20 protein-coding genes are annotated in these 21,591 nt (G+C 58.3%); 2 read left to right on the forward strand and 18 right to left on the reverse strand.

The features are described 5' to 3' along the window. Positions 1–14: 14 nt before the first annotated feature. The 18 genes from RHM55_RS20355 to gap all read right to left on the reverse strand — a co-directional run bounded on the left by RHM55_RS20355 (position 15) and on the right by gap (position 18,501). A complete protein-coding gene (locus RHM55_RS20355) occupies positions 15–503 on the reverse strand; it encodes an RDD family protein (protein WP_322178040.1) in 489 nt (162 codons plus the stop codon). Positions 504–600: 97 nt separating this feature from the next. Next, positions 601–813, reverse strand: coding sequence for a cold-shock protein (locus RHM55_RS20360; protein ID WP_322178041.1), 213 nt, complete (start codon positions 811–813; stop codon positions 601–603). Positions 814–1,220: 407 nt separating this feature from the next. After that, a complete protein-coding gene (gene gcvT, locus RHM55_RS20365; RefSeq protein ID WP_322178042.1) occupies positions 1,221–2,345 on the reverse strand; it encodes a glycine cleavage system aminomethyltransferase GcvT in 1,125 nt (374 codons plus the stop codon). 72 nt (positions 2,346–2,417) lie between these two features. Beyond that, a complete protein-coding gene (locus tag RHM55_RS20370; RefSeq protein WP_322178043.1) occupies positions 2,418–3,794 on the reverse strand; it encodes an L-serine ammonia-lyase in 1,377 nt (458 codons plus the stop codon). 179 nt (positions 3,795–3,973) lie between these two features. After that, on the reverse strand, positions 3,974–6,838 hold the full coding sequence (gene gcvP, locus RHM55_RS20375) for an aminomethyl-transferring glycine dehydrogenase (RefSeq protein WP_322178044.1): 2,865 nt from the start codon (positions 6,836–6,838) through the stop codon (positions 3,974–3,976). A gap of 9 nt (positions 6,839–6,847) precedes the next feature. Next, positions 6,848–7,231 (reverse strand): glycine cleavage system protein GcvH, encoded by a 384-nt coding sequence (gene gcvH, locus RHM55_RS20380; protein ID WP_322178045.1) that lies wholly within the window; start codon positions 7,229–7,231, stop codon positions 6,848–6,850. Between the two features lie 335 nt (positions 7,232–7,566). Continuing rightward, positions 7,567–7,953: a hypothetical protein gene (locus tag RHM55_RS20385; protein WP_322178046.1), complete on the reverse strand. Its 387-nt coding sequence runs from the start codon at positions 7,951–7,953 to the stop codon at positions 7,567–7,569. Continuing rightward, entirely contained in the window at positions 7,950–8,240 is a 291-nt protein-coding gene (locus tag RHM55_RS20390; protein WP_322178047.1) for a hypothetical protein, read from the reverse strand. Before RHM55_RS20390 ends, RHM55_RS20385 begins: the two co-directional genes overlap by 4 nt. Then, positions 8,237–9,421 (reverse strand): hypothetical protein, encoded by a 1,185-nt coding sequence (locus RHM55_RS20395; RefSeq protein WP_322178048.1) that lies wholly within the window; start codon positions 9,419–9,421, stop codon positions 8,237–8,239. Before RHM55_RS20395 ends, RHM55_RS20390 begins: the two co-directional genes overlap by 4 nt. Further along, entirely contained in the window at positions 9,418–9,903 is a 486-nt protein-coding gene (locus RHM55_RS20400; RefSeq protein ID WP_322178049.1) for an Hcp family type VI secretion system effector, read from the reverse strand. Before RHM55_RS20400 ends, RHM55_RS20395 begins: the two co-directional genes overlap by 4 nt. Before the next feature lie 125 nt (positions 9,904–10,028). Beyond that, positions 10,029–11,537 (reverse strand): sigma-54-dependent transcriptional regulator, encoded by a 1,509-nt coding sequence (locus RHM55_RS20405; RefSeq protein ID WP_322178050.1) that lies wholly within the window; start codon positions 11,535–11,537, stop codon positions 10,029–10,031. Between the two features lie 127 nt (positions 11,538–11,664). Next, positions 11,665–12,018: a DUF5064 family protein gene (locus RHM55_RS20410; protein ID WP_322178051.1), complete on the reverse strand. Its 354-nt coding sequence runs from the start codon at positions 12,016–12,018 to the stop codon at positions 11,665–11,667. Between the two features lie 66 nt (positions 12,019–12,084). Next, positions 12,085–13,014 carry a carbamate kinase gene (arcC, locus tag RHM55_RS20415; RefSeq protein WP_322178052.1) on the reverse strand — a complete coding sequence of 310 codons (930 nt, stop codon included), beginning with the start codon at positions 13,012–13,014 and terminating at the stop codon, positions 12,085–12,087. Positions 13,015–13,031: 17 nt separating this feature from the next. Next, a complete protein-coding gene (locus RHM55_RS20420; protein ID WP_322178053.1) occupies positions 13,032–14,042 on the reverse strand; it encodes an ornithine carbamoyltransferase in 1,011 nt (336 codons plus the stop codon). An 84-nt stretch (positions 14,043–14,126) separates the two neighbouring features. Beyond that, positions 14,127–15,383 (reverse strand): arginine deiminase, encoded by a 1,257-nt coding sequence (gene arcA / locus RHM55_RS20425; protein ID WP_322178054.1) that lies wholly within the window; start codon positions 15,381–15,383, stop codon positions 14,127–14,129. A gap of 33 nt (positions 15,384–15,416) precedes the next feature. Beyond that, the gene (arcD, locus tag RHM55_RS20430) at positions 15,417–16,844 is read right to left on the reverse strand and encodes an arginine-ornithine antiporter (RefSeq protein WP_322178055.1); all 1,428 of its coding nucleotides are present in this window, start codon (positions 16,842–16,844) and stop codon (positions 15,417–15,419) included. Between the two features lie 172 nt (positions 16,845–17,016). After that, complete coding sequence (locus RHM55_RS20435) at positions 17,017–17,424, reverse strand: YbaN family protein (protein WP_322178056.1); 408 nt, start codon at positions 17,422–17,424, stop codon at positions 17,017–17,019. Between the two features lie 75 nt (positions 17,425–17,499). Then, positions 17,500–18,501: a type I glyceraldehyde-3-phosphate dehydrogenase gene (gap, locus tag RHM55_RS20440; protein ID WP_322178057.1), complete on the reverse strand. Its 1,002-nt coding sequence runs from the start codon at positions 18,499–18,501 to the stop codon at positions 17,500–17,502. A 221-nt stretch (positions 18,502–18,722) separates the two neighbouring features. On the opposite strand from gap, the gene edd reads away from it, so the two are divergent. Together edd and RHM55_RS20450 are read left to right on the forward strand one after the other, a co-directional pair. Next, positions 18,723–20,549 (forward strand): phosphogluconate dehydratase, encoded by a 1,827-nt coding sequence (edd, locus tag RHM55_RS20445; protein ID WP_322178058.1) that lies wholly within the window; start codon positions 18,723–18,725, stop codon positions 20,547–20,549. Continuing rightward, positions 20,546–21,502, forward strand: coding sequence for a glucokinase (locus RHM55_RS20450; protein WP_322178059.1), 957 nt, complete (start codon positions 20,546–20,548; stop codon positions 21,500–21,502). The genes edd and RHM55_RS20450 overlap by 4 nt, the downstream gene beginning before the upstream one ends. Positions 21,503–21,591: the final 89 nt, after the last annotated feature.

The raw sequence follows: 21,591 nt of genomic DNA on the forward strand, positions 1-21,591 counted from the left end.
TTCATCCAGAGCCACTATTTTTTCTGCTTGGGTACCTGCACCAGCTGGCTGTCGGAATATATGTCATGCCAGCTGCGTTTCTGCTTATCGAACAATACCCAGAAAAAGCCCAGTCCCACACATAGCCACGAACCGATAGCGACCACGAAACGCAACAGTGCCTGCCACAGGCTGATGGCAGTGCCGTCGGCGTTCTGCACACGAATGCCCCACACCTGCATCCCGAGGGTCTGGCCTGAATGGGTCCAGAACTTGGCGAAGAAACCGAACAGCACAAACACCAGAATCGTTGAAAGCAGCGGGTCGCTGTCCAGCGCCCCGGACTCGGACATCGCGCGTAATTGAGCCTCACCGATAAAGGCCATCAGGATCAGCTTATAAACGAAGGTGGTGACCATCAGCAGCGCGATGCACAGCAGGGCGTCATAGAACATCGCCGCAAGGCGGCGGCCCAAGCCTGCAACGGGAAAGTCGCCTTGTGGGCGGAGCAGGTGTTTCGACATGGCGGGCTCTCGTTTGCAAAAAGAACCCATTTTACGGAATCCCAGCCATAAAAAAGCCCCTGATGTCAGCATCAGGGGCTTTTTTACTGATCGCTATTTAAGCTTCGGCTTGAACTTCATCCGCCTGCAAGCCTTTTTGGCCCTGCACCGCAATGAAGGTCACCTTCTGACCTTCTTTCAGGCTCTTGAAGCCGCTGCCCTGAATAGCGCGGAAATGGACGAACAGATCCGGACCGCTCTCTGGCGTGATAAAACCAAAACCCTTTTCGTCGTTAAACCACTTGACGGTACCGCTCTGACGATTCGACATTTTCTTATTTCCCTGGAACTTGAATTGATGACAGTCTCTTTCGCCTGAAAGAGTACTGGACTGGCTGCAGGTAGTAAGAAACGTCGAGCGGGATGTAGCAATACTTAGAGCTACTGCCCAGGTCACGGTTCAAGCGACCCATGCAAACACAGTTAAGAAACTCTACGCCAACCATGGCAGAAAAAACAAGCCCTGCTCAGGCGCAGGTTTCCGGCACTCTCCAGCTTTTTTGAACGGTGTGCCCGTCAGGCAAGATCGATGGTTTTTTACCCGTGTGCCTGGCTATATGCAAAGTGCGCCGTGGACTAACAGCGCACTTTACAGCGGTATACATTGCGATTGCATGACGGCCAGTTGCCCTGTTTTTGGGTGTCCAGTTTACGGGCGGCCGCCTTTAACCTCGCCTGTTAACCACGGTAGTAACGCTGCGCCACGAATGGCATTTTGCTGACCCGCATCAGCACTTTCTTACCCCGCACGATGGCCCAGACTTCACTGTCCAGCGCGGTGTAAGCGCTGTCGAGGTAAGCCATGACCAGCGGTCCACCCAGCGTTGGACCGAACCCACCGCTGCTGACTGTACCAATGGGTTTGTCGTTGGCATCGACGATTTCTGCGCCTTCACGGACCGGCGTACGTTCCTGCGGCAGCAAGCCGACACGTTTGCGGCTCACACCGGCTTGCTGCTGAGCAAAGATCTGCTCCGCGCCGGGGAAGCCACCGGCACGTGCGCCGTCGGCGCGTCGAACCTTGGAGATCGCCCATAACAGGTTGGCCTCAACCGGTGTGGTCTCGGTGTTCATGTCGTGGCCATACAGGCACAGGCCTGCTTCGAGACGCAGAGAGTCGCGGGCACCGAGCCCGATGGGGGCGACCTCTGGTTCGGCCAACAAACGGCGGGCCAATGCGTCGGCTTGATCGGCGGGGACCGAGATTTCAAAACCGTCTTCACCGGTGTAGCCGGAGCGGCTGACGTAGCAGTCGGCGCCGAGCAACGTCACCTTGGCAAACTGCATGAACGTCATGTTCGCCACTTTCGGAGCCAGACGTGCAAGGACGGTCACTGCTTCCGGACCTTGCAGGGCCAGCAGGGCGCGTTCTTCGAACAGGGGCTGGATGTCGCACTGACCGGTCAGGTGCTGTTGCAAGTGCGCAAGGTCCTGGTTTTTACAGGCGGCGTTGACCACCAGAATCAGCTCGTCGTTGCCGATGTTGGCGACCATCAGGTCATCGAGAATGCCACCGCTTTCATTGGTGAACATCGCGTAGCGCTGCATGCCCACGGGCAGGTCGATGATGTCGACCGGCACCAGGGTTTCCAGCGCTTTGGCGGCGTTGGCGCCGGTCAGGCGAATCTGGCCCATGTGCGATACATCGAACAAGCCGGCATGCGCGCGGGTGTGCTGGTGTTCCTTAAGCACGCCAGCGGGGTATTGAACGGGCATGTCGTAGCCGGCAAACGGCACCATTCTGGCCCCCAGTTCGCGGTGTAAAGCGTGCAGCGGGGTAGTTAACAGCTGTTCGGTGGACATTCATGGCTCCTTGGAGTTTTCCGGCTTTCGCTTTGTAGGGAGGGCGAAAGCAGTCGATTTCATGAGGCTGTTTCAGCACTCGATAATGTTCACGGCCAACCCGCCTCGGGCGGTTTCCTTGTATTTACTTTTCATGTCGGCACCGGTCTGGCGCATGGTGCGAATCACTTTGTCGAGGGAGACGAAGTGCTGACCATCGCCGCGCAACGCCATGCGCACGGCATTGATCGCTTTCACCGAACCCATCGCGTTGCGCTCGATGCAGGGCACCTGCACCAAGCCGCCAATCGGGTCGCACGTCAGGCCCAGGTTGTGTTCCATGCCGATTTCGGCGGCATTTTCTACCTGCTGAACATTGCCGCCCAACACTTCGCACAACGCTCCGGCCGCCATTGAGCAGGCCACGCCGACTTCGCCCTGACAGCCCACTTCGGCGCCAGAGATCGAGGCGTTTTCTTTGTAAAGAATGCCAATCGCCGCCGCCGTGAGCAGAAAGCGCACAACCCCGTCTTCATTGGCGCCGGAGATAAAGCGCATGTAGTAATGCAGCACCGCCGGGACAATCCCCGCTGCACCGTTAGTGGGGGCGGTGACGACCCGGCCACCGTTGGCGTTCTCTTCGTTGACCGCCAGGGCGTACAGGTTGACCCAATCGAGCATTGACAGTGCATCACGCAGCGCCGCCTCCGGGTTGTTGCACAGCTGACGGTGTAGCGCTGCAGCCCGGCGTTTGACCTTCAACCCGCCCGGCAAAATCCCTTCATTGCGGCACCCCGCTTTCACGCAATCCTGCATGACCTGCCAGATGTTCAGCAGGCCTTTGCGGGTTTCCGCTTCCGGGCGCCAGGCGGCTTCGTTGGCCAACATCACCTGGCTGATAGACAGGCCATGCGCCGTGCAATGGCCCAGCAAATCCTTGGCGCTTTTGAACGGATAGGTCAGAGGAGTGCTGTCTTCTACGATCCTGTCAGCGCCGGCGGCGTCTTCATCGACAACAAAGCCGCCACCGACGGAATAATATTCGCGGCTACGAGTCTGCAAACCGGCGGCATCAAAGGCACGGAAAATCATGCCGTTTGGATGGAACGCCAAGGGTTTTCGGATCATCGCCAAGTGTTGTTTTTCGACGAACTCGATGCTGTGTTCACCGAGCAGGTTCAGGCGCTGACTGCTGCGAATCTGTTGCAGACGCGCAGAGATGGTTTCGGTATCGACGGTGTCAGGGTGTTCGCCTTCCAGGCCCAGCAGCACGGCCTTGTCGCTGCCATGGCCCTTGCCGGTAGCGCCCAGTGAGCCATACAGCTCGACCTTGACGCAGGCCGTTGTCGTCAGCAAATCGTCGCGGCGCAGACCTTCGGCGAACCGGGCAGCCGCCCGCATCGGGCCCACGGTATGCGAACTGGAGGGGCCGATACCAATCTTGAACAGGTCGAACACGCTCAGCGACATGGTTGCACTCCGGTTTTTTATTATAGACAGGGAGGTCGCGTTTAATTGTAGGAGCGAGCTTGCTCGCGATCGGACTGGCGTGGTGTCTCCGATACGCCGTAATCGCGGGCAAGCCCGCGCCTACCGGGTCATGCGTCGTATCAAGGATGGGGCTACTTTGCACAGTAGCCCCATCTCGATCAGGCGTCTTGATAGCTCTCGATGGACGGGCATGCGCAGACCAGATTACGGTCGCCAAACACGTTGTCGACGCGACCCACCGGCGGCCAGTATTTGTTCTCGATCAACGAGGCTACCGGGTACACCGCTTGTTCTCGGCTGTACGGATGGCACCATTCACCGACGATTTCAGCGGCGGTGTGCGGCGCGTTCTTCAACGGGTTGTCGTCCTTGTCCAGCGTCCCGCTTTCTACTGCGCGGATCTCTTCGCGGATGCGGATCATGGCTTCGCAGAAACGGTCCAGTTCTTCCCTGGATTCGCTTTCAGTCGGCTCAATCATCAGGGTGCCAGCAACCGGGAACGACATGGTCGGCGCGTGGAAGCCGAAATCGATCAACCGCTTGGCAACGTCATCGACGCTGATACCGCTGCTGTCTTTAAGCGGACGCAGATCGAGGATGCATTCGTGGGCGACAAGCCCGTTGCTGCCGGTGTACAGCACGGGGTAGTGCTCTTCCAATCGACGGGAAATGTAGTTGGCGTTGAGGATCGCCAGTTGCGACGCGCGCTTGAGGCCTTCGCCACCCATCATGCGGATGTACATCCAAGTGATCGGCAGAATGCTCGCGCTGCCAAACGGCGCTGCGCTGACAGCGCCTGTTTTGCGCTCCATCGTCCCGTGGCCCGGCAAGAACGGGGTCAGGTGCGATTTGACGCCGATCGGGCCAACGCCTGGGCCGCCACCGCCGTGGGGAATGCAGAAGGTTTTGTGCAGGTTCAGGTGCGAGACATCGCCGCCGAACTTGCCCGGTGCACAGAGGCCGACCATGGCGTTCATGTTGGCGCCGTCGATGTACACCTGGCCGCCGTTATCATGGACGATCCCGCAGATCTCGCGGATGCCTTCTTCGAACACACCATGCGTCGATGGGTAGGTAATCATCAGTGCGGCGAGGTGTTCGCGGTGCTCAATGGCCTTGGCGCGCAGGTCTTCGATGTCGACGTTGCCGCGTGCATCACAGGCAGTCACGATCACGCGCATACCGGCCATGTTGGCGGTCGCGGGGTTGGTGCCGTGGGCCGACGACGGGATCAGGCAGATGTCGCGACGATCATCGCCGCGGCTCTGGTGGTAAGCACGGATCGCCAGCAGGCCAGCGTATTCGCCCTGGGAACCGGCGTTAGGTTGCAGCGAGATGGCATCGTAACCGGTCGCGGCGCAGAGCATCGCTTCCAGTTCGTCGGTCAGTTGCTGGTAGCCCAGGCTTTGCTCGGCGGGTGCGAAGGGGTGCAGATTGCCAAACTCGGCCCAGGTGATCGGGATCATTTCGCTGGCGGCATTGAGCTTCATGGTGCATGAGCCCAGCGGAATCATGGTGCGGTCCAGTGCCAGGTCCTTGTCGGCCAAACGACGCAGGTAACGCATCAGCTCGGTTTCGGAGTGGTAACGGTTAAACACTGGATGGCTGAGGATCGCTGACTGGCGTAGCAACGCGGCAGGCAGGCGTGATTCTACGCTGCTGGCCAACGCATTGAAGTCCGGCAGGCTTTGCCCGTTAGTGGCGAACAGCTGCCACAGGGTTTCGACGTCGGCCTGTTGGATAGTTTCGTCGAACGACAGACCAAGGCGCTGAGCATCGATTTCACGCAGGTTAATCTGTTGGGCGCGGGCTTTGACGTGCAGCGCAGCGGTGTCGGCCCCGGTGTTCAGGGTCAGGCTGTCAAAAAAGAACGCCTGATCAACGTTCAAGCCCAACTGCTTCAAGCCCTCGGCGAAGATCGCGGTCAGCTGGTGCGTACGCTTGGCGATTTGTGTCAGGCCGCGTGGCCCGTGATAGACCGCATACATGCTGGCAATGTTGGCCAACAGAACCTGCGCGGTGCAGATGTTGCTGGTGGCCTTTTCGCGACGGATATGTTGTTCGCGGGTCTGCATCGCCAAGCGGTAGGCTGGCTTGCCATGACGGTCGATGGAAACACCGACCAGACGGCCTGGCATATCGCGTTTGAACGCATCGCGTGTCGAGAAGTAGGCCGCGTGTGGCCCACCAAAGCCCAATGGCACGCCAAAGCGTTGCGCACTGCCGATGGCCACGTCTGCGCCGAACTCACCCGGAGGGGTCAGCAAGGTCAGGGCCAGCAAGTCGGCAGCCACGGCGACCAGGGCATGAACGGCGTGGAAACGTTCGACCAGTTCGCGGTAATCGAACAGGTCACCGTTGCTCGCCGGGTACTGCAGCAGGGCACCGAAATACTCGCTGACATCGCTCAGCTCGTTTTCGTCTGCAACGACGACAGTGATGCCCAGCGGTTCGGCACGGGTGCGCAGTACATCAAGGGTCTGCGGGTGGCAATGGCTGGAGGCGAAGAACAGGTGGCTGCTTTTGTTCTTGCTCAAGCGTTTGCAGAACGTCATGGCCTCGGCGGCGGCGGTGGCTTCATCGAGCAACGAGGCGTTGGCGATGGGCAGGCCGGTAAGGTCGCTGATCAAAGTCTGGAAATTCAGCAGCGATTCCAGTCGACCTTGGGAAATCTCCGGCTGATAGGGGGTGTAAGCGGTGTACCAAGCCGGGTTTTCCAACAGGTTGCGCAAAATCGGTGCCGGGGTGTGGCAGTTGTAATAGCCCTGGCCGATGTAGGTTTTGAACAGTTGGTTTTTGCTGGCGATGGCTTTGATCGACGCCAGGGCATCAGCTTCGCTTTGCCCGGCGGACAGGTCCAGAACACTGGTGTTCTTGATGCTGTCCGGGATGACGCTGGCGCTCAGCGCTTCCAGGGAGTCGAAACCCAGGGTCGCGAGCATGGCTTTTTCATCCGCCTGACGTGGGCCGATGTGGCGCGCAATAAACTCGTTGGCGGTGCTCAATTCGATACGGTCAGTCATGTTGGCTCCTCAGGCTTCAGCGCTGGCTTTGATCAGGCGGTCGTAAGCGTCCTGATCGAGCAAACTGTCGATGGCGCTGGCGTCTTCAGGGATGAAGCGGAAGAACCAGCCGGCGCCCAGTGCGTCTTCGTTGACCAGTTCAGGCGTCGCTTCGAGCGCTGCGTTGACTTCGACCACTTCGCCGGTGAGCGGCATGTTGATACTGCTGGCAGCCTTCACAGACTCAACCACCGAGGCTTCAGCGTGTTGTGTGTAAGTCTGCAATTCAGGAAGTTGCACGTACACCACATCACCCAGCGACTCTTGCGCGTAGGGCGTAATGCCGACGGTGACGCTGCCATCCGCTTCGGTACGCAGCCATTCGTGGTCGACGGTGAATCGCAACTCGCTCATAAAAACTCCTCAAGGGGCAAAAGCTCACGGCGCGCATGAGCGTAATGAGGAAAGACCATAGCAAGTTTGCGGCCAATATTATTTAGTAGATATATATCAATGACTTATATATATATTTTGATGGCGAGGGGATAGGTGCTGTAGCGAAATCGTTACGGTTGGAGCGCGATAAAAAAGGCTTACAGGATCAAAGCCTTGCACACGGGGGGTGTCCGGAAGCTGTAGCGAAACCGTTCCGTTGTAGCGTTTTCGGTACAGGTTGATGGCCGTTCGCAGCTCAAGGAACTGACTTGTCTGCGAAGGTGGCCTGTCTGGTACGCCGTGTACCCGATAGGTTACACAAGACCAAATTCGACTACTGCAACCATTCCAAACAATACCAATAGAGGCACGCAGCCGCCCCAGTGCAATACAATCAATTTACGTTTAAGGTCGGCAGGGAAGCTCTTTAAATCCTCAGCGCTAGCCCCTCCATCGCGGAGATAGAGACGAGGGACGGTCATTAGTCCCATTATTGCACCCAGTACAAACAACCTTCCCGCAGGGCCGCCATTCTTAAATGGGGCTCTGATCATAACGGCGGGACAGTTCTTCAAGTGGTCCAGCATCATATCCATTTTGGTGTAGGCGAGATGTAGCGCAAGACCAAGGAAAACGAACACACCTGCAAAGCCACTTAAGCTGACACAGAGGAAAACTTTGTCAGCGGTACTCACGCTCATTGAGTGACCTCGTAAATAATTTCACCTGTCTTTTCACCAATCTTGCCGAGGGCAAGCCCAGCTGCCAAAGAACCACCTCCGACTACCACAATGCCGCATACAAGCGTTCCTACCCAAGCAGTGGGCACCCCGAGAGCAACACAGATAGCGCCAGTCCCAGCAGCGCCTAAATACGCACCAACGGCAGCACCCCCTGTAACCCCGCCGATAAAACCTCCGCCTTCGGTGTATTTCACTTTTTCGCAAGCCTCGGCATTGCCAGCTGTGCACACGTCTTGAACTTTCATGTACGAGGCGCCACCGCCGACGGCGGTGCCGATCCAGCCACCGTTTTGACGTACTGGGAAGCCTTGGCCACGGCGCCTATGCGGGTGGCGTAGCCGGGATTCTGGCCGAATCCGCCCGCTCGCCCCGCACGATGCACCAGGCTGCGACTGGAAATACCCAGAGCGGTTTTCAGCTTCGGGTGGTCGGGTAAGCCGATGCTTTTTTTGGTCAGCGAGGTAAGTTGGGTATCGAGTTGGGTAAACAGGCGCTTGCGGTCGGCAAAGAACTCCGCTGAGCGCAGGTGTCCATGTTGCTCAAAGGTGCGCGTATGCAAGGCCTCTATCTCCTGCAGCAGAAATTTCACATCGGCCAGGTGCTTGGCGAAAATCGACTCGCCAATGCCGATCGCGGTGGCGCCGTGCGTGAGGAAGGATTCGATTTCGTCACGGTGGCGGGCCATGAAATCGGCCTCTTCCGGGCTAAGGTCCGCCAACGCCTGATTCACCCTGCGTGCCGTTTCCATCAGCAGCGCTTCTTCGCGGGTGCATCGTGGATTTTCGGGATCGCTTAGCACGATCATCTGCCCCGCTTTTACCTGATCCAACCCAGGGTTAAGGGCCCTGAATTTGGCAATCACGGCCGGGTTGCGTGAGGTGAACAGCTGCGCTTCCAGCTGTTCCGCCGTTGTGCTCTTGGGGACGATGTAGAACCCTGGGTCGTGTAGCTCGATGGGCTCTGGCCATTGTTCTCGGGGGAAAAACTTATACGTTTCGACGGGAGGTGGCGGGGCTGCCGCTTGTGTTGTGCGCTGAGCCTTCTCATCAGGCGTGTTGAGGTGTTGAGCATGGACAAAGCGCAATAAGCGCTCGGGGTCAGGTTGTAATACGGGTTGGGTGAGTCGATATACCGGGATGCGCTTGACCGCATCGCTTATTGCAACCTGGCCGTTGCGCGCCACGGCCTGCGCCTGGTTTGACAGGTCGTTCCGTTCTTGCAGCAGTGCCTGTATGCCTTGTTCGGGGGTTTTATGGCCGAGCTCGACATCATCGACAATGCGCTTTGCGTAATAGGCCACTTCTCTATTGAAGTGCACACGCGGCATGCCGTGGCTAAGGTGGCGAGCGCTGAGGCTATGGGCTTGCGCCAGCACTTGGCCCGCAGCTTGATGGACATCCCAGAGGTCATAACGGTTGGGGTTCATCCCTCTTCACCCCAAAAGCTATAACCGCTGGTCCCGGCCAAGTGGTGCCTCCAGGTGATTTCACGGTAGCGAATAGCGACGTGTTCTTGAGGTTCTGCGTCCGATTGTAAAATGACATGCGGCATATCAAGCGTCAGGTCAGCGATAATCCCGCCACTGATCGACACTGAATAGAATTTTTCCTGGGTGCCAACGGGAGATACGCGGTAGAAACTGATCGTACCGTTTATTTCTTCTCTGTTTGAGAGCGCTTGAGCGAGTAACGGTGACGATTTATCAACGTTTTTGGTGATGATGATTGGGTGGTGGGTTGGCCTGTCGATATTTCCAATATTGGCCATGGTGTGGTTGTAAGACAGCACCATTATTTCGTCGGTATGGTCTGGCTGATATTTGTTGCCCATGGAATCCTGAGTTGAGCAGCTCGCTGAAATCAGTCCTTGAGTCTTACCTGTCAGGGGCATGTAACCGTGATTAGCCATACGTGCCAGTCCTTTTTTTCGTCGACTGGACAGTCTATTGCCAAGGGGGATAGGCCGGCTGTAGGACGCTTCCGAATATAGCGAAGGGGGCTGCGGAAACGCCCCTTGACCACACGCGTCGGGGCTTAGCCCTTTCCCGGAATCCCGTACTTGCGCAACCGATGGGCGATGGCGGTGTGGGAGGTTTGCAGGCGGGCGGCGAGTTGGCGGGTGGAGGGGTAGCTGATGTAGAGCTTTTCCAGCAAGGTTTTCTCGAAGTCCTCGACCGCCTGTTCGAGGCTGTCGATTTCGCCGTCGCTTTGTCGGGCGACGGACGTGCCGGCAATGTCCAGATCGCCGATATCCACCAGCGTGCTTTCGCAAATAGCTGCTGCGCGGAAGATCACGTTCTGCAACTGGCGCACGTTACCCGGCCAGCGGTTACCCAGCAGTGCGGGGTAAGTGCCCGGCGTCAGGCGGCAAATCGGTCGTTGGATCTGAGCGCAGGCCTGCTCCATGAAATAGCGCGCCAGCAGCAGGATATCCTGCCCGCGATCGCGCAGCGGCGGCACTTCCAGGTTGAGTACGTTCAGGCGATAGAACAGGTCTTCGCGGAAGGTGCCTTCGTTGACCATTTTTTCCAGGTCGCGATGGGTCGCGCTGAGAATCCGCACGTTGACCTTCACTTCACGATCCCCTCCGACGCGGCGGAAACTGCCGTCATTCAGGAAGCGCAGCAGCTTGGCCTGCAGGTACGGTGACATTTCGCCGATTTCGTCGAGAAACACCGTGCCGTGGTTGGCCAGTTCCATCAGCCCTGGTTTGCCGCCACGTTGTGCCCCGGTGAAGGCACCTGGGGCGTAACCGAAGAGTTCGCTTTCGGCGAGGTTTTCCGGCAGCGCCGCGCAGTTGAGCGCAAGGAAAGGGGCGCTATTGCGGGTACTGATGGCATGGCAGGCACGCGCGACCAACTCCTTGCCGGTTCCTGTTTCGCCTTGAATCAGCAGCGGCGCATCGAGGGCTGCCACGCGCAGGGCGCGGGCCTTGAGGGTACGAATCGGTGGTGACTCGCCCAGTAATGCATCGAAACCTTCGGCATGGTCATGGTGCAGCGCCGCCAAGCGTTCGCCAATCCGGCTCGGTTGGTACAGCGTCAACAGCGCGCCTGCGTCGGTGATCGGGGTGGCGTCGAGCAGTAAAACTTCGCCGTTGAGCGTGACTTCGCGCAACGGTAAACGAAAGCCGTTTTCCAGTAATGCGGTTTGCAGGCCGGGGTCGGCGAACAGCTCGGCGACGGATTCACCTTCAGGTTCGCGTCCGCACAGCGCAATCAGCGCCGGATTGGCCAGCAGCACATGACCAGCGCTGTCCAGGGCCAGGACCGGGTCGGTCATGGCGGCGAGCAAGGCATCAAGTTGCAGGTGGCGACGCTGGCCGGGAAGGATGTCCACCACGGTGATCGCTTCGACACCGCGCACCCGGAACAACGCATCCTTCAGCTCTTCGAGCACTTGCGGGCTGAGTGTCGGGGCATCGATGTAAACGTTCGGCGGCACCATCTCCACGGCGTCCAGGTTCAGATTTCGCCCGCCCAGAATAGCCAGCACTTCCTGGGTGATACCAACGCGGTCGATAAAACAGACGTGAATACGCATGGGCTACTAAAGGTTCTGGACCGCGGGGGCCGCAATTATGCCAGCAAATGGGTCAGCGGCGTGTCAGGTCGTCCGTGTCACTGGCATTGCCAGGCATATTCGCGAGAGGCGTTCCTGGCCATGGAGGTCATTCCAGATGTTCTGGCATCACCGGATCACCCGGCTTGGCGTCGAGCAGTTGCCGAATGTGTTCGAACATGGCGTCGTATTGTCCATGCATCGAGCGCAGGTCCGCAGCCTTGGGCATGCCGTGTTTGACCGCGATATGAAAGGCTTCGCTGGCAAAGTTGTAGGCCATGTCCTTTGGCAGTTCGAATTCGTCCTTGAACGCAGCGCCATTGATCTCGCCCTCCATGAAGAAATGCATGGCCGTGCCTTGCGTGGGGGCCTGTCGCACTTCGTAGCGGATGTGGATGTCATAGCTGAAATCGGTGGGTTGCAGTGCAACGCGAGTGATGTGCAGATGACCGGGTTCGAACATGTGCATTGCTCCTTCGCTGGACGAAACGATAAGTGTCGGGATAGACCTCGCGGCCTATCCCAAGGTTCATTTATAGATAATGCCAGGTGTGGCACTGCTGATTCGCGTGCCGGCGTTACCGTTGACGATGTCTTCGATATCTTCCAGTGATCCAATCACCGCGACCTTGCCGGTATTGCGGGCGAAGGTGCAGGCTGCCTGCACTTTAGGGCCCATCGAGCCTGCGGCAAAGCCCAGTTTTTCCATCTCGTCAGGGTGGGCCTGGGCGATAGCCTTCTGGGTGGGCTTGCCCCAGTCGATAAACGCGGCGTTCACGTCGGTGGCAATCACCAACAGATCACTCTCCAGTTGTTCCGCGAGCAAGGCCGAGCACAGGTCTTTGTCGATCACGGCTTCGACACCTTGTAGCTGACCGTCCTTGTCATACATCGTCGGGATGCCGCCGCCACCGGCACAGATCACGATGCTGCCTTTTTCCAGCAGCCACTTGATCGGGCGGATCTCGAAGATACGTTTGGGTTTCGGGCTTGCGACCACTCGGCGAAACTTATCGCCATCCGGGGCGATGCTCCAGCCCTTTTCCTTGGCCAGGCGTTCTGCTTCTTCTTTCGAATAGACCGGGCCGATGGGCTTGGTCGGATGCTGGAAGGCGGGGTCGTTGCCGTCTACCTCGACTTGGGTCAGCAGGGTGGCGAAAGGGACCTCGATGGGCAGAAGATTGCCCAACTCCTGTTCGATGATATAGCCGATCATGCCTTCGGTTTCAGCGCCGAGGACGTCCAGCGGATAAGGCGCCACGGCGGTGTAGGCCGATGCCTGCAAGGACAGCAGGCCCACTTGCGGGCCATTGCCGTGGGCCACCACCAGCTCATTGCCGGGGACGATTTTGGCGATCTGTTGGGTGGCGACGCGGATATTCATCCGCTGATTCTCCGCGGTCAACGGTTCGCCACGGCGGAGCAGGGCGTTACCACCCAATGCAACGACGATACGCATGGTGTTTTTCCCCAAAGTCAGATGTCAGCCAGCGCCGATACCAGGATTGCCTTGATGGTGTGCATGCGGTTTTCTGCCTGCTCAAAAGCGATGTTGGCCGGCGACTCGAAGACCTCTTCGGTGACTTCCACGCCATTGGCCAGATTCGGGTAACGGCTGGCGATGTCTTTGCCGACCTTGGTCTCACTGTTGTGAAACGCTGGCAGGCAATGCATGAACTTCACCCGTGGGTTGCCCGACGCTTTCATCATTGTGGCGTTGACCTGATACGGCAGCAGTTGTTCGATGCGCTCGTCCCACGCTTCAACCGGTTCGCCCATGGAGACCCAGATATCGGTATGGATGAAGTCCACGCCCTTGACTGCTTCCAGCGGGTCTTCAGTGATGGTGATGCGGCCACCACTTTCCTCGGCGAACGTTTTGCACTGGGCAATGAAGTCAGCGTGCGGCCACAGGGCCTTGGGTGCGCCGATGCGTACGTCCATGCCCAGTTTGGCGCCGATCATCAGCAGTGAATTACCCATGTTGTAGCGCGCGTCACCCAAGTAGGCGTAGCTGATGTCATGCAGCGGCTTGTCGCTGTGTTCGCGCATGGTCAGGGTGTCGGCAATCATTTGCGTTGGGTGGAACTCGGCGGTCAGGCCGTTGAAGACCGGCACACCGGCGAATTTGGCCAGCTCCTCGACGATTTCCTGTTCAAAGCCACGGTATTCGATGGCGTCGAACATCCGGCCGAGTACGCGGGCGGTGTCCTTCATGCTTTCTTTGTGGCCGATTTGCGACGATACCGGGTCAATGTAGGTGACGTGGGCACCTTGATCGTGGGCTGCAACTTCGAAGGCGCAGCGGGTGCGGGTCGAGGTTTTTTCGAAGATCAACGCGATGTTTTTGCCTTTGAGATGCTGCTGTTCGGTGCCTGTGTACTTGGCGCGCTTGAGGTCGCGGGACAGGTCGAGCAGGAAATGCAACTCGCGATTTGTGTGGTGCATCAAGCTCAGCAGGCTGCGGTTACGCATGTTAAAGGCCATGTTTCAGATCTCCTTGGGTTTCGGTTATCTCCCTGGCTGGCACGGGATAGGGCCAAGCCAGGGCACATGTGGGTGATCGATGTATCAGTAATCGATCGGGTCGCGCAGGATCGGGCAGGTCATGCAGTGACCACCGCCGCGACCCCGGCCGAGTTCGCTGGCGCTGATGGTAATGACTTCGACCCCGGCCTTGCGCAGCAGAGTATTGGTGTACGTATTACGGTCGTAGCCGATGACCACGCCCGGTTCCAGCGCGACCACGTTGTTGCCGTCATCCCATTGCTCGCGTTCGGCGGCGAAGCTGTTACCACCGGTTTCGACCACGCGCAGGGTTTTGAGATTGAGCGCAGCGGCCACGGTATCAAGGAAGTTGGTTTTTTCGCGACGCACGTCAATGCCGCCCGGCTTGCTGTCATCGGGGCGCAGGCTGAACGCGACGATCTGGCTGACCACTTCCGGGAAAATCGTCACCAGATCGCGGTCGCAGAAACTGAACACGGTATCCAGGTGCATCGCAGAGCGGGACTTTGGCAGACCCGCGACAATGACCCGTTCGACCGCATTGTTTTTGAACAAGTTCTGCGCCAGTTGACCAATGGCCTGATGCGAGGTGCGCTCGCCCATGCCGATCAGTACCACACCGTTGCCGATAGGCATGACATCGCCGCCTTCAAGGGTGGCGTTGCCATGATCCAGATCGGGGTCGCCGTACCAGACTTGGAAGTCGGCGTTGGTGAACTCCGGGTGGAATTTATAGATGGCGCTGGCCAGCAGGGTTTCCTGACGACGGGCAGGCCAATACATCGGATTCAGGGTCACACCGCCATAAATCCAGCAGGTGGTGTCGCGGGTGAATATAGCGTTGGGCAGTGGAGGCAGGATGAAGCTGGAGTGACCGAGGAAATCGCGGAACATTTCGATGGTCTTGCCGCCGAAGCTGGTCGGCAGATCATCGGCCGATACCCCGCCAATCAGGAATTCGGCGATCTGGCGTGGCTCCAGGCTGCGCACCCAGGCGTCGACTTCATCGACCAGGGCAACACCCACCAGGTTGGGGGAAATCTTGCGTTCGAGAATCCAGTCCAGTGCGTCTGGAAACGCGACGATGTCGGTCAGCAGGTTGTGCATTTCCAGCACTTCAGTGCCGCGCTCACGCATTTTAGTGACGAAGTCGAAGTGATCGCGCTTGGCCTGACCGACCCACAGCACGTCATCGAACAGCAACTCGTCGCAGTTAGTCGGAGTCAGGCGTTGATGCGCCAAGCCTGGTGAGCACACCATGACTTTTCGAAGTTTGCCAACTTCAGAGTGAACGCCAAGTTTGACTTTATCGGTGGACATATCTGTATTCCTCCAATGATGTACGCATGGGTGTTACAGGGTCAGGAAGCCGTCGTAGAGACCATAGGCGGCAACCAGCGCGCCGATGACCACTGCGACAAAGATCAGCTTCTCAACGTTGGTGAAAACGGGTTGGCCTGCTTCATGTTTCGCCTTGGCAAACAGGATCACCCCCGGGGCATAAAGCAGCGCCGACAGCAGCAGGTACTTCATGCCGCCGGCGTAGATCAACCAGATCGCGTAGGTCAGCGCGACGGCGCTGATAGCGAGGTCCTTCTTGCGTTCGGTCAAGGCTTGCTCATAGGTCTCGCCGCGCACCGCCAGCAACAGGGCATACGCCGCCGACCACAGGTATGGAATCAAAATCATCGAGGTGGCGAGGTAGATCAGTGACAGGTAGGTGCTGGCCGAGAACAGGGTGATGATCAGGAAAACCTGAACCAGACCGTTGGTCAGCCACAAGGCATTGGCCGGCACGTGGTTGGCATTTTCCTTTTTGAGGAACGCTGGCATGGTGCTGTCTTTGGCTGCGGCGAACATGATCTCTGCGCACAGCAGCACCCACGACAACAGCGCACCGAGCAGGGAAATAACCAGACCAACGCTGATCAGCACTGCACCCCAATGCCCTACGACGTGTTCAAGCACGGCGGCCATGGAAGGGTTTTGCAGTTTGGCCAACTCGGGCTGGGTCATGATGCCCAGCGACAATACGTTCACCAGTACCAGAAACAGCAGCACGGTGATGAAACCGATGATGGTGGCCTTGCCCACGTCCGAACGTTTCTCGGCGCGGGCGGAGAAGATGCTTGCGCCTTCGATGCCGATGAACACCCAAACGGTGACCAACATCATGTTGCGGACCTGATTCAGCACACTGCCCAGATCCGGGTTTTTAAAGCCCCAAATGTCAGCAGTGAAGATGTCCAGCTTGAACGCGAAGAGGGCGATCAACACGAACAGCAGCAACGGTACGACTTTGGCGACGGTGGTCACCAGATTGATGAACGCCGCCTCCTTGATCCCGCGCAACACCAGAAAGTGCACCGCCCACAGCAGCACTGAAGCGCCGATGATCGACGCTAGCGTGTTGCCCTGGCCAAAAATCGGGAAGAAGTAACCGAGGGTGCTGAACAGCAGAACGAAGTAGCCAATGTTGCCCAACCACGCACTGATCCAGTAACCCCACGCGGACGAGAACCCCATGTAGTCGCCGAAACCTGCCTTGGCGTAGGCGTAGACCCCACCATCAAGATCGGGCTTGCGGTTGGCCAGGGTCTGGAACACGAAACCCAAGGTCAACATACCCACCGCTGAAATGGCCCAACCGATTAAAATCGCGCCTACGTCGGCACTGACTGCCATGTTCTGCGGGAGCGAAAAGATGCCTCCCCCGATCATTGATCCTACGACAAGCGCGACAAGTGCGCCGAGCCTAAGTTTGCCGGTAGCTTGAGACATTGCGCAGCTCCATCCAGGAGAAGTAGTGCCTCAGGGTAGGTGCCATGACTGCCGCTAAATATGACGTAGGTCAACAGAGCCTCTTATGCAACGTGATTGCTAATGATGCCGTAGGCATTCCGATTGAAAATGTCGCATTGCAGCAACAGCCCATGGCAGGCGTTTAGGAGGGTTATGCATTCACGGGCTCGGGTCGCGACCAGATCCACAGGTTTCCCAGGCTCATGCCCGCGATGGCGAGGTACACCGGCCAGTGGTGTTCAAGCAGGATTAGCATGATGCTGGCACACAGCACCATGCTCAGGGTGGCGCTGATTTTCGCGCGACGGGTGATCAAACGCCCGTTGCGCCAGTTATTCAGGATGGGTCCAAACAGGCGATGGTTTTCCAGCCACGCGCTCAGGCGTGGCGAACTTTTGGTCGCAGCCCACGCGGCCAGCAGGACAAATTCGGTGGTGGGCAAGCCGGGCACGACGATGCCGATCAGCCCGATCCCTACACTGACGTAAGCAAGGATGGCAAACAAACGGCGTGAAAGGATTGACCGGTGCGGTGTTCCGGTCTTGGTCTCGAGGGGCATGAGGCGTCTGTCCATTTGACAACCCGGCCAGCTTAACAGGGCTGGCCGTGCTTGAAGCCCTCATGCAAGATGGTTTTACTGGGCGTTATGCAGCGCCAGGCAGTTGTCCAGCATGCGGTTGGAGAATGCCCATTCGTTGTCATACCAGGCCAGCACTTTCATCAGCTTGCCGTTAGCCTTGGTGTGGTTGGCATCGAAGATCGACGACAGCGGGTTGTGGTTGAAGTCGTGGGACACCAGCGGCAGGGTATTGTAGCCGAGGATTTTCGAGTGCTGACTGGCTTCTTTGAAGATCGCGTTGACTTCTTCAGCCGTGGCTTCGCGCTTGAGCTGCACGGTCAGGTCCACTAGCGATACGTTGATCACCGGGACGCGAACCGCCATGCCGTTGAGTTTGCCTGCCAGTTCCGGTAGCACCAGGCCGACGGCTTCTGCTGCACCCGTCTTGGTCGGGATCATCGACTGGGTGGCCGAGCGCGCACGGTACAGGTCGGTGTGGTACACGTCGGTCAGATTCTGGTCATTGGTGTAGGCGTGGATGGTGGTCATCAAACCGCTTTCAATCCCCCATTCACGGTGCAGAATCTGTGCGATGGGCGCCAGGCAGTTGGTGGTGCAGGATGCGTTGGAAATAATCTGATGCGATTGACGCAGGATGTCGTGGTTGACGCCGTAAACCACGGTGGCGTCCGCGCCTTTGGACGGGGCCGAGACGATTACTTTGCGCGCGCCGGCAGTAATATGCGCAGCGGCTTTGTTGCGGTCGGTGAACAGGCCGGTGCATTCGAACACCACATCAATGTTTTCTGCCTTCCACGGCAGCTCTGCCGGATTGCGGATGGCGCTGACCGCGATTCGGTCACCGTTGACGGTCAGGCTTTCATGGTCGAATTTTACTGTGCCGCCAAAATGGCCGTGGGTGGTATCGAATTGCAGCAGGTGCGCGTTGATCGCGCTGTCACCCAGGTCGTTAATGGCGACGACCTGCAGGTCCTCTCGATAGCCTTGGGTATAGAGTGCGCGTAGGACATTGCGGCCAATGCGGCCAAAGCCATTGATAGCGATACGAAGCGTCATGCAGCCGTCCTCTTTTAAATTTGTTGTTGGAATTACAAGATTATTCGCATAAAAATAGAAAACAAGCCTTTTTAATGGCAATATTTTGTTTTATCTACAACGAGTAGCCCGTAAGTCCGGTTCAGATGTTCGACTTCAAGCCTTTGCTCAGCCTAGGCCGCACAGTCGATAATTGGAATCACCTGAACGGGTCACCTATCCGTAAGCCTGGAGTTCATCACATGCATCCCCGCGTTCTTGAGGTAACTGAGCGGCTAATCGCCCGTAGTCGTGCGACGCGCGAGCGCTATCTGCAAATGATCCACGGCGCCGCCAGTGACGGCCCTATGCGCGGCAAGCTGCAATGCGCCAACTTTGCTCATGGTGTCGCGGGCTGCGGCACCGAAGACAAGCAAAGCCTGAAAATGATGAACGCCGCCAACGTGGCCATTGTTTCGTCTTATAACGACATGCTGTCGGCGCATCAGCCATACGAGCATTTCCCGGACCAGCTCAAACAGGCCTTGCGCGATATCGGCTCGGTCGGCCAGTTCGCCGGTGGTGTGCCGGCAATGTGTGACGGCGTGACCCAAGGCGAGCCGGGCATGGAGCTGGGCATCGCCAGCCGTGAAGTGATCGCCATGGCCACCGCCATCGCGCTGTCGCACAACATGTTCGACGCTACGTTGTGCTTGGGTATCTGCGACAAGATCGTGCCGGGCCTGCTGATGGGTGCATTGCGTTTTGGTCACTTGCCAACGCTGTTCGTGCCGGGCGGGCCGATGCCATCGGGTATCTCGAACAAGGAAAAAGCCGACGTCCGTCAACGCTACGCCGAAGGCAAGGCCAGCCGGGAAGAGCTGCTGGAATCGGAGATGAAGTCCTACCACAGCCCCGGCACCTGTACGTTCTATGGCACTGCCAACACCAATCAGTTACTGATGGAAGTCATGGGTCTGCACTTGCCGGGTGCCTCGTTCGTCAACCCGTACACGCCGTTGCGCGATGCCCTGACCCGCGAAGCGGCGCACCAGGTCACGCGTCTGACCAAGCAAAGTGGCGACTTCATGCCACTGGGCGAGATCGTCGACGAGCGTTCGCTGGTCAACTCCATCGTTGCCCTGCACGCCACTGGCGGCTCGACCAACCACACGTTGCACATGCCAGCGATTGCCATGGCTGCCGGTATCAAGCTGACCTGGCAGGACATGGCGGATCTGTCGGAAGTGGTGCCGACCCTGACCCACGTTTATCCAAACGGCAAGGCCGACATCAACCACTTCCAGGCGGCGGGCGGCATGTCGTTCCTGATCCGTGAACTGCTGGAAGCCGGGCTGCTGCACGAAAACGTCAACACCGTCGCCGGTTTCGGCCTGAGCCGTTACACCCGCGAACCGTTCCTCGAAGACGGCAAGCTGGTCTGGCGCGAAGGGCCTATCGAAAGCCTGGATGAAGACATCCTGCGCCCTGTTGCGCGGCCATTTTCGCCTGAAGGCGGTTTGCGCGTGATGGAAGGCAACCTCGGTCGCGGGGTGATGAAAGTCTCCGCTGTGGCGCCTGAACATCAAGTGATACAAGCCCCGGCGCTGGTGTTCCAGGATCAGCAGGACCTGGCCGACGCATTCAAGGCTGGCAAACTGGAGCGCGACTTCGTTGCGGTGATGCGCTTCCAGGGGCCGCGTTCCAATGGCATGCCCGAGCTGCACAAGATGACGCCGTTCCTTGGCGTGCTGCAGGACCGTGGTTTTAAAGTCGCGCTAGTCACCGATGGGCGCATGTCCGGTGCGTCCGGGAAGATTCCGGCAGCGATCCATGTCTGCCCTGAAGCCTTCGACGGCGGACCTTTAGCGCTGGTTCGTGACGGAGATATCATTCGCGTCGACGGCGTTAAAGGTACATTGCAGGTTCTGGTCGAGCCCGCAGAATTGGCCGCCAGAGAGCCAGCGATTGGTCTGCTCGACAACGGTGTCGGTTGTGGACGCGAGCTGTTTGGCTTCATGCGTATGGCCTTCAGCTCGGCAGAGCAGGGCGCGAGTGCCTTTACTTCGGGTCTGGAGACGCTTAAGTGAAATTGGCTTTGGTCGGTGATATTGGCGGCACCAATGCGCGTTTTGCCATCTGGGAAGACGGTCAGTTGCATTCGATCCGGGTCTTCCCGACCATCGATTACGCCAGCCCGGAAAAAGCCCTTGAGGTCTATCTCGAAGACCTGGACCTGCATCCGGGCGAAGTCGGCTCCATCTGTCTGGCGGTTGCCGGGCCGGTGGGCGGCGACGAATTTCACTTCACCAACAGCCACTGGCGCATTAGCCGCGCGGCGTTCTGTGCGCGCCTGAAGCTGGATAACCTGCTGCTGATCAATGACTTCTCTGCGATGGCGCTGGGCATGACGCGTCTGCGTGATGATGAGTACCTGACGGTCTGCCACGGCATCCCCGAGGAAGCTCGTCCACGGGTGGTGATCGGTCCGGGGACCGGGCTTGGCGTGGGCACCTTGTTGCCTCTCGCCGACAACCACTGGATGGCGTTGCCGGGGGAGGGCGGGCATGTGGATCTGCCGCTCGGCACTCCACGTGAAGCGCAGATATGGGCGCGCCTGATGACCGAGCACGAGCATGTCAGTGCCGAAACCGTGCTCAGCGGCAGTGGGTTGTTGCTCTTGTACAAGGTTAGCTGTTCGCTGGATAACATTGAGCCCACGCTTAAATCACCGGCCGCCATCACCTCGGCGGCGCTGGCAGGCGATCCGGTGGCTGCGGCGGTGCTGGAGCAGTTCTGTTGCTGGCTGGGACGGGTGGCGGGTAATAACGTGCTGACCGTCGGCGGTCGTGGCGGTGTCTATATCGTGGGCGGGGTCGTGCCGCGCTTCACCGACTTTTTCATCACCAGCGGTTTTGCCCGGTCCTTTGCCGAAAAAGGCTTGATGAAAGATTATTTCAAGGGCATTCCAGTATGGCTGGTGACCGCCGAATACCCCGGTTTGATGGGGGCGGGTGTGGCGTTGCAGCAGGCATTTGGCTGAGGGCTGTATTGAACCTGTTGCGCTCGGCGCAGTCTGGGACCGTGTAACCTGTGCCAGGCCTCGTTCATGAGGCGCATGTTTTATTCAGA

The organism is Pseudomonas sp. MH9.2, from assembly GCF_034353875.1.
GTDB lineage: Bacteria > Pseudomonadota > Gammaproteobacteria > Pseudomonadales > Pseudomonadaceae > Aquipseudomonas.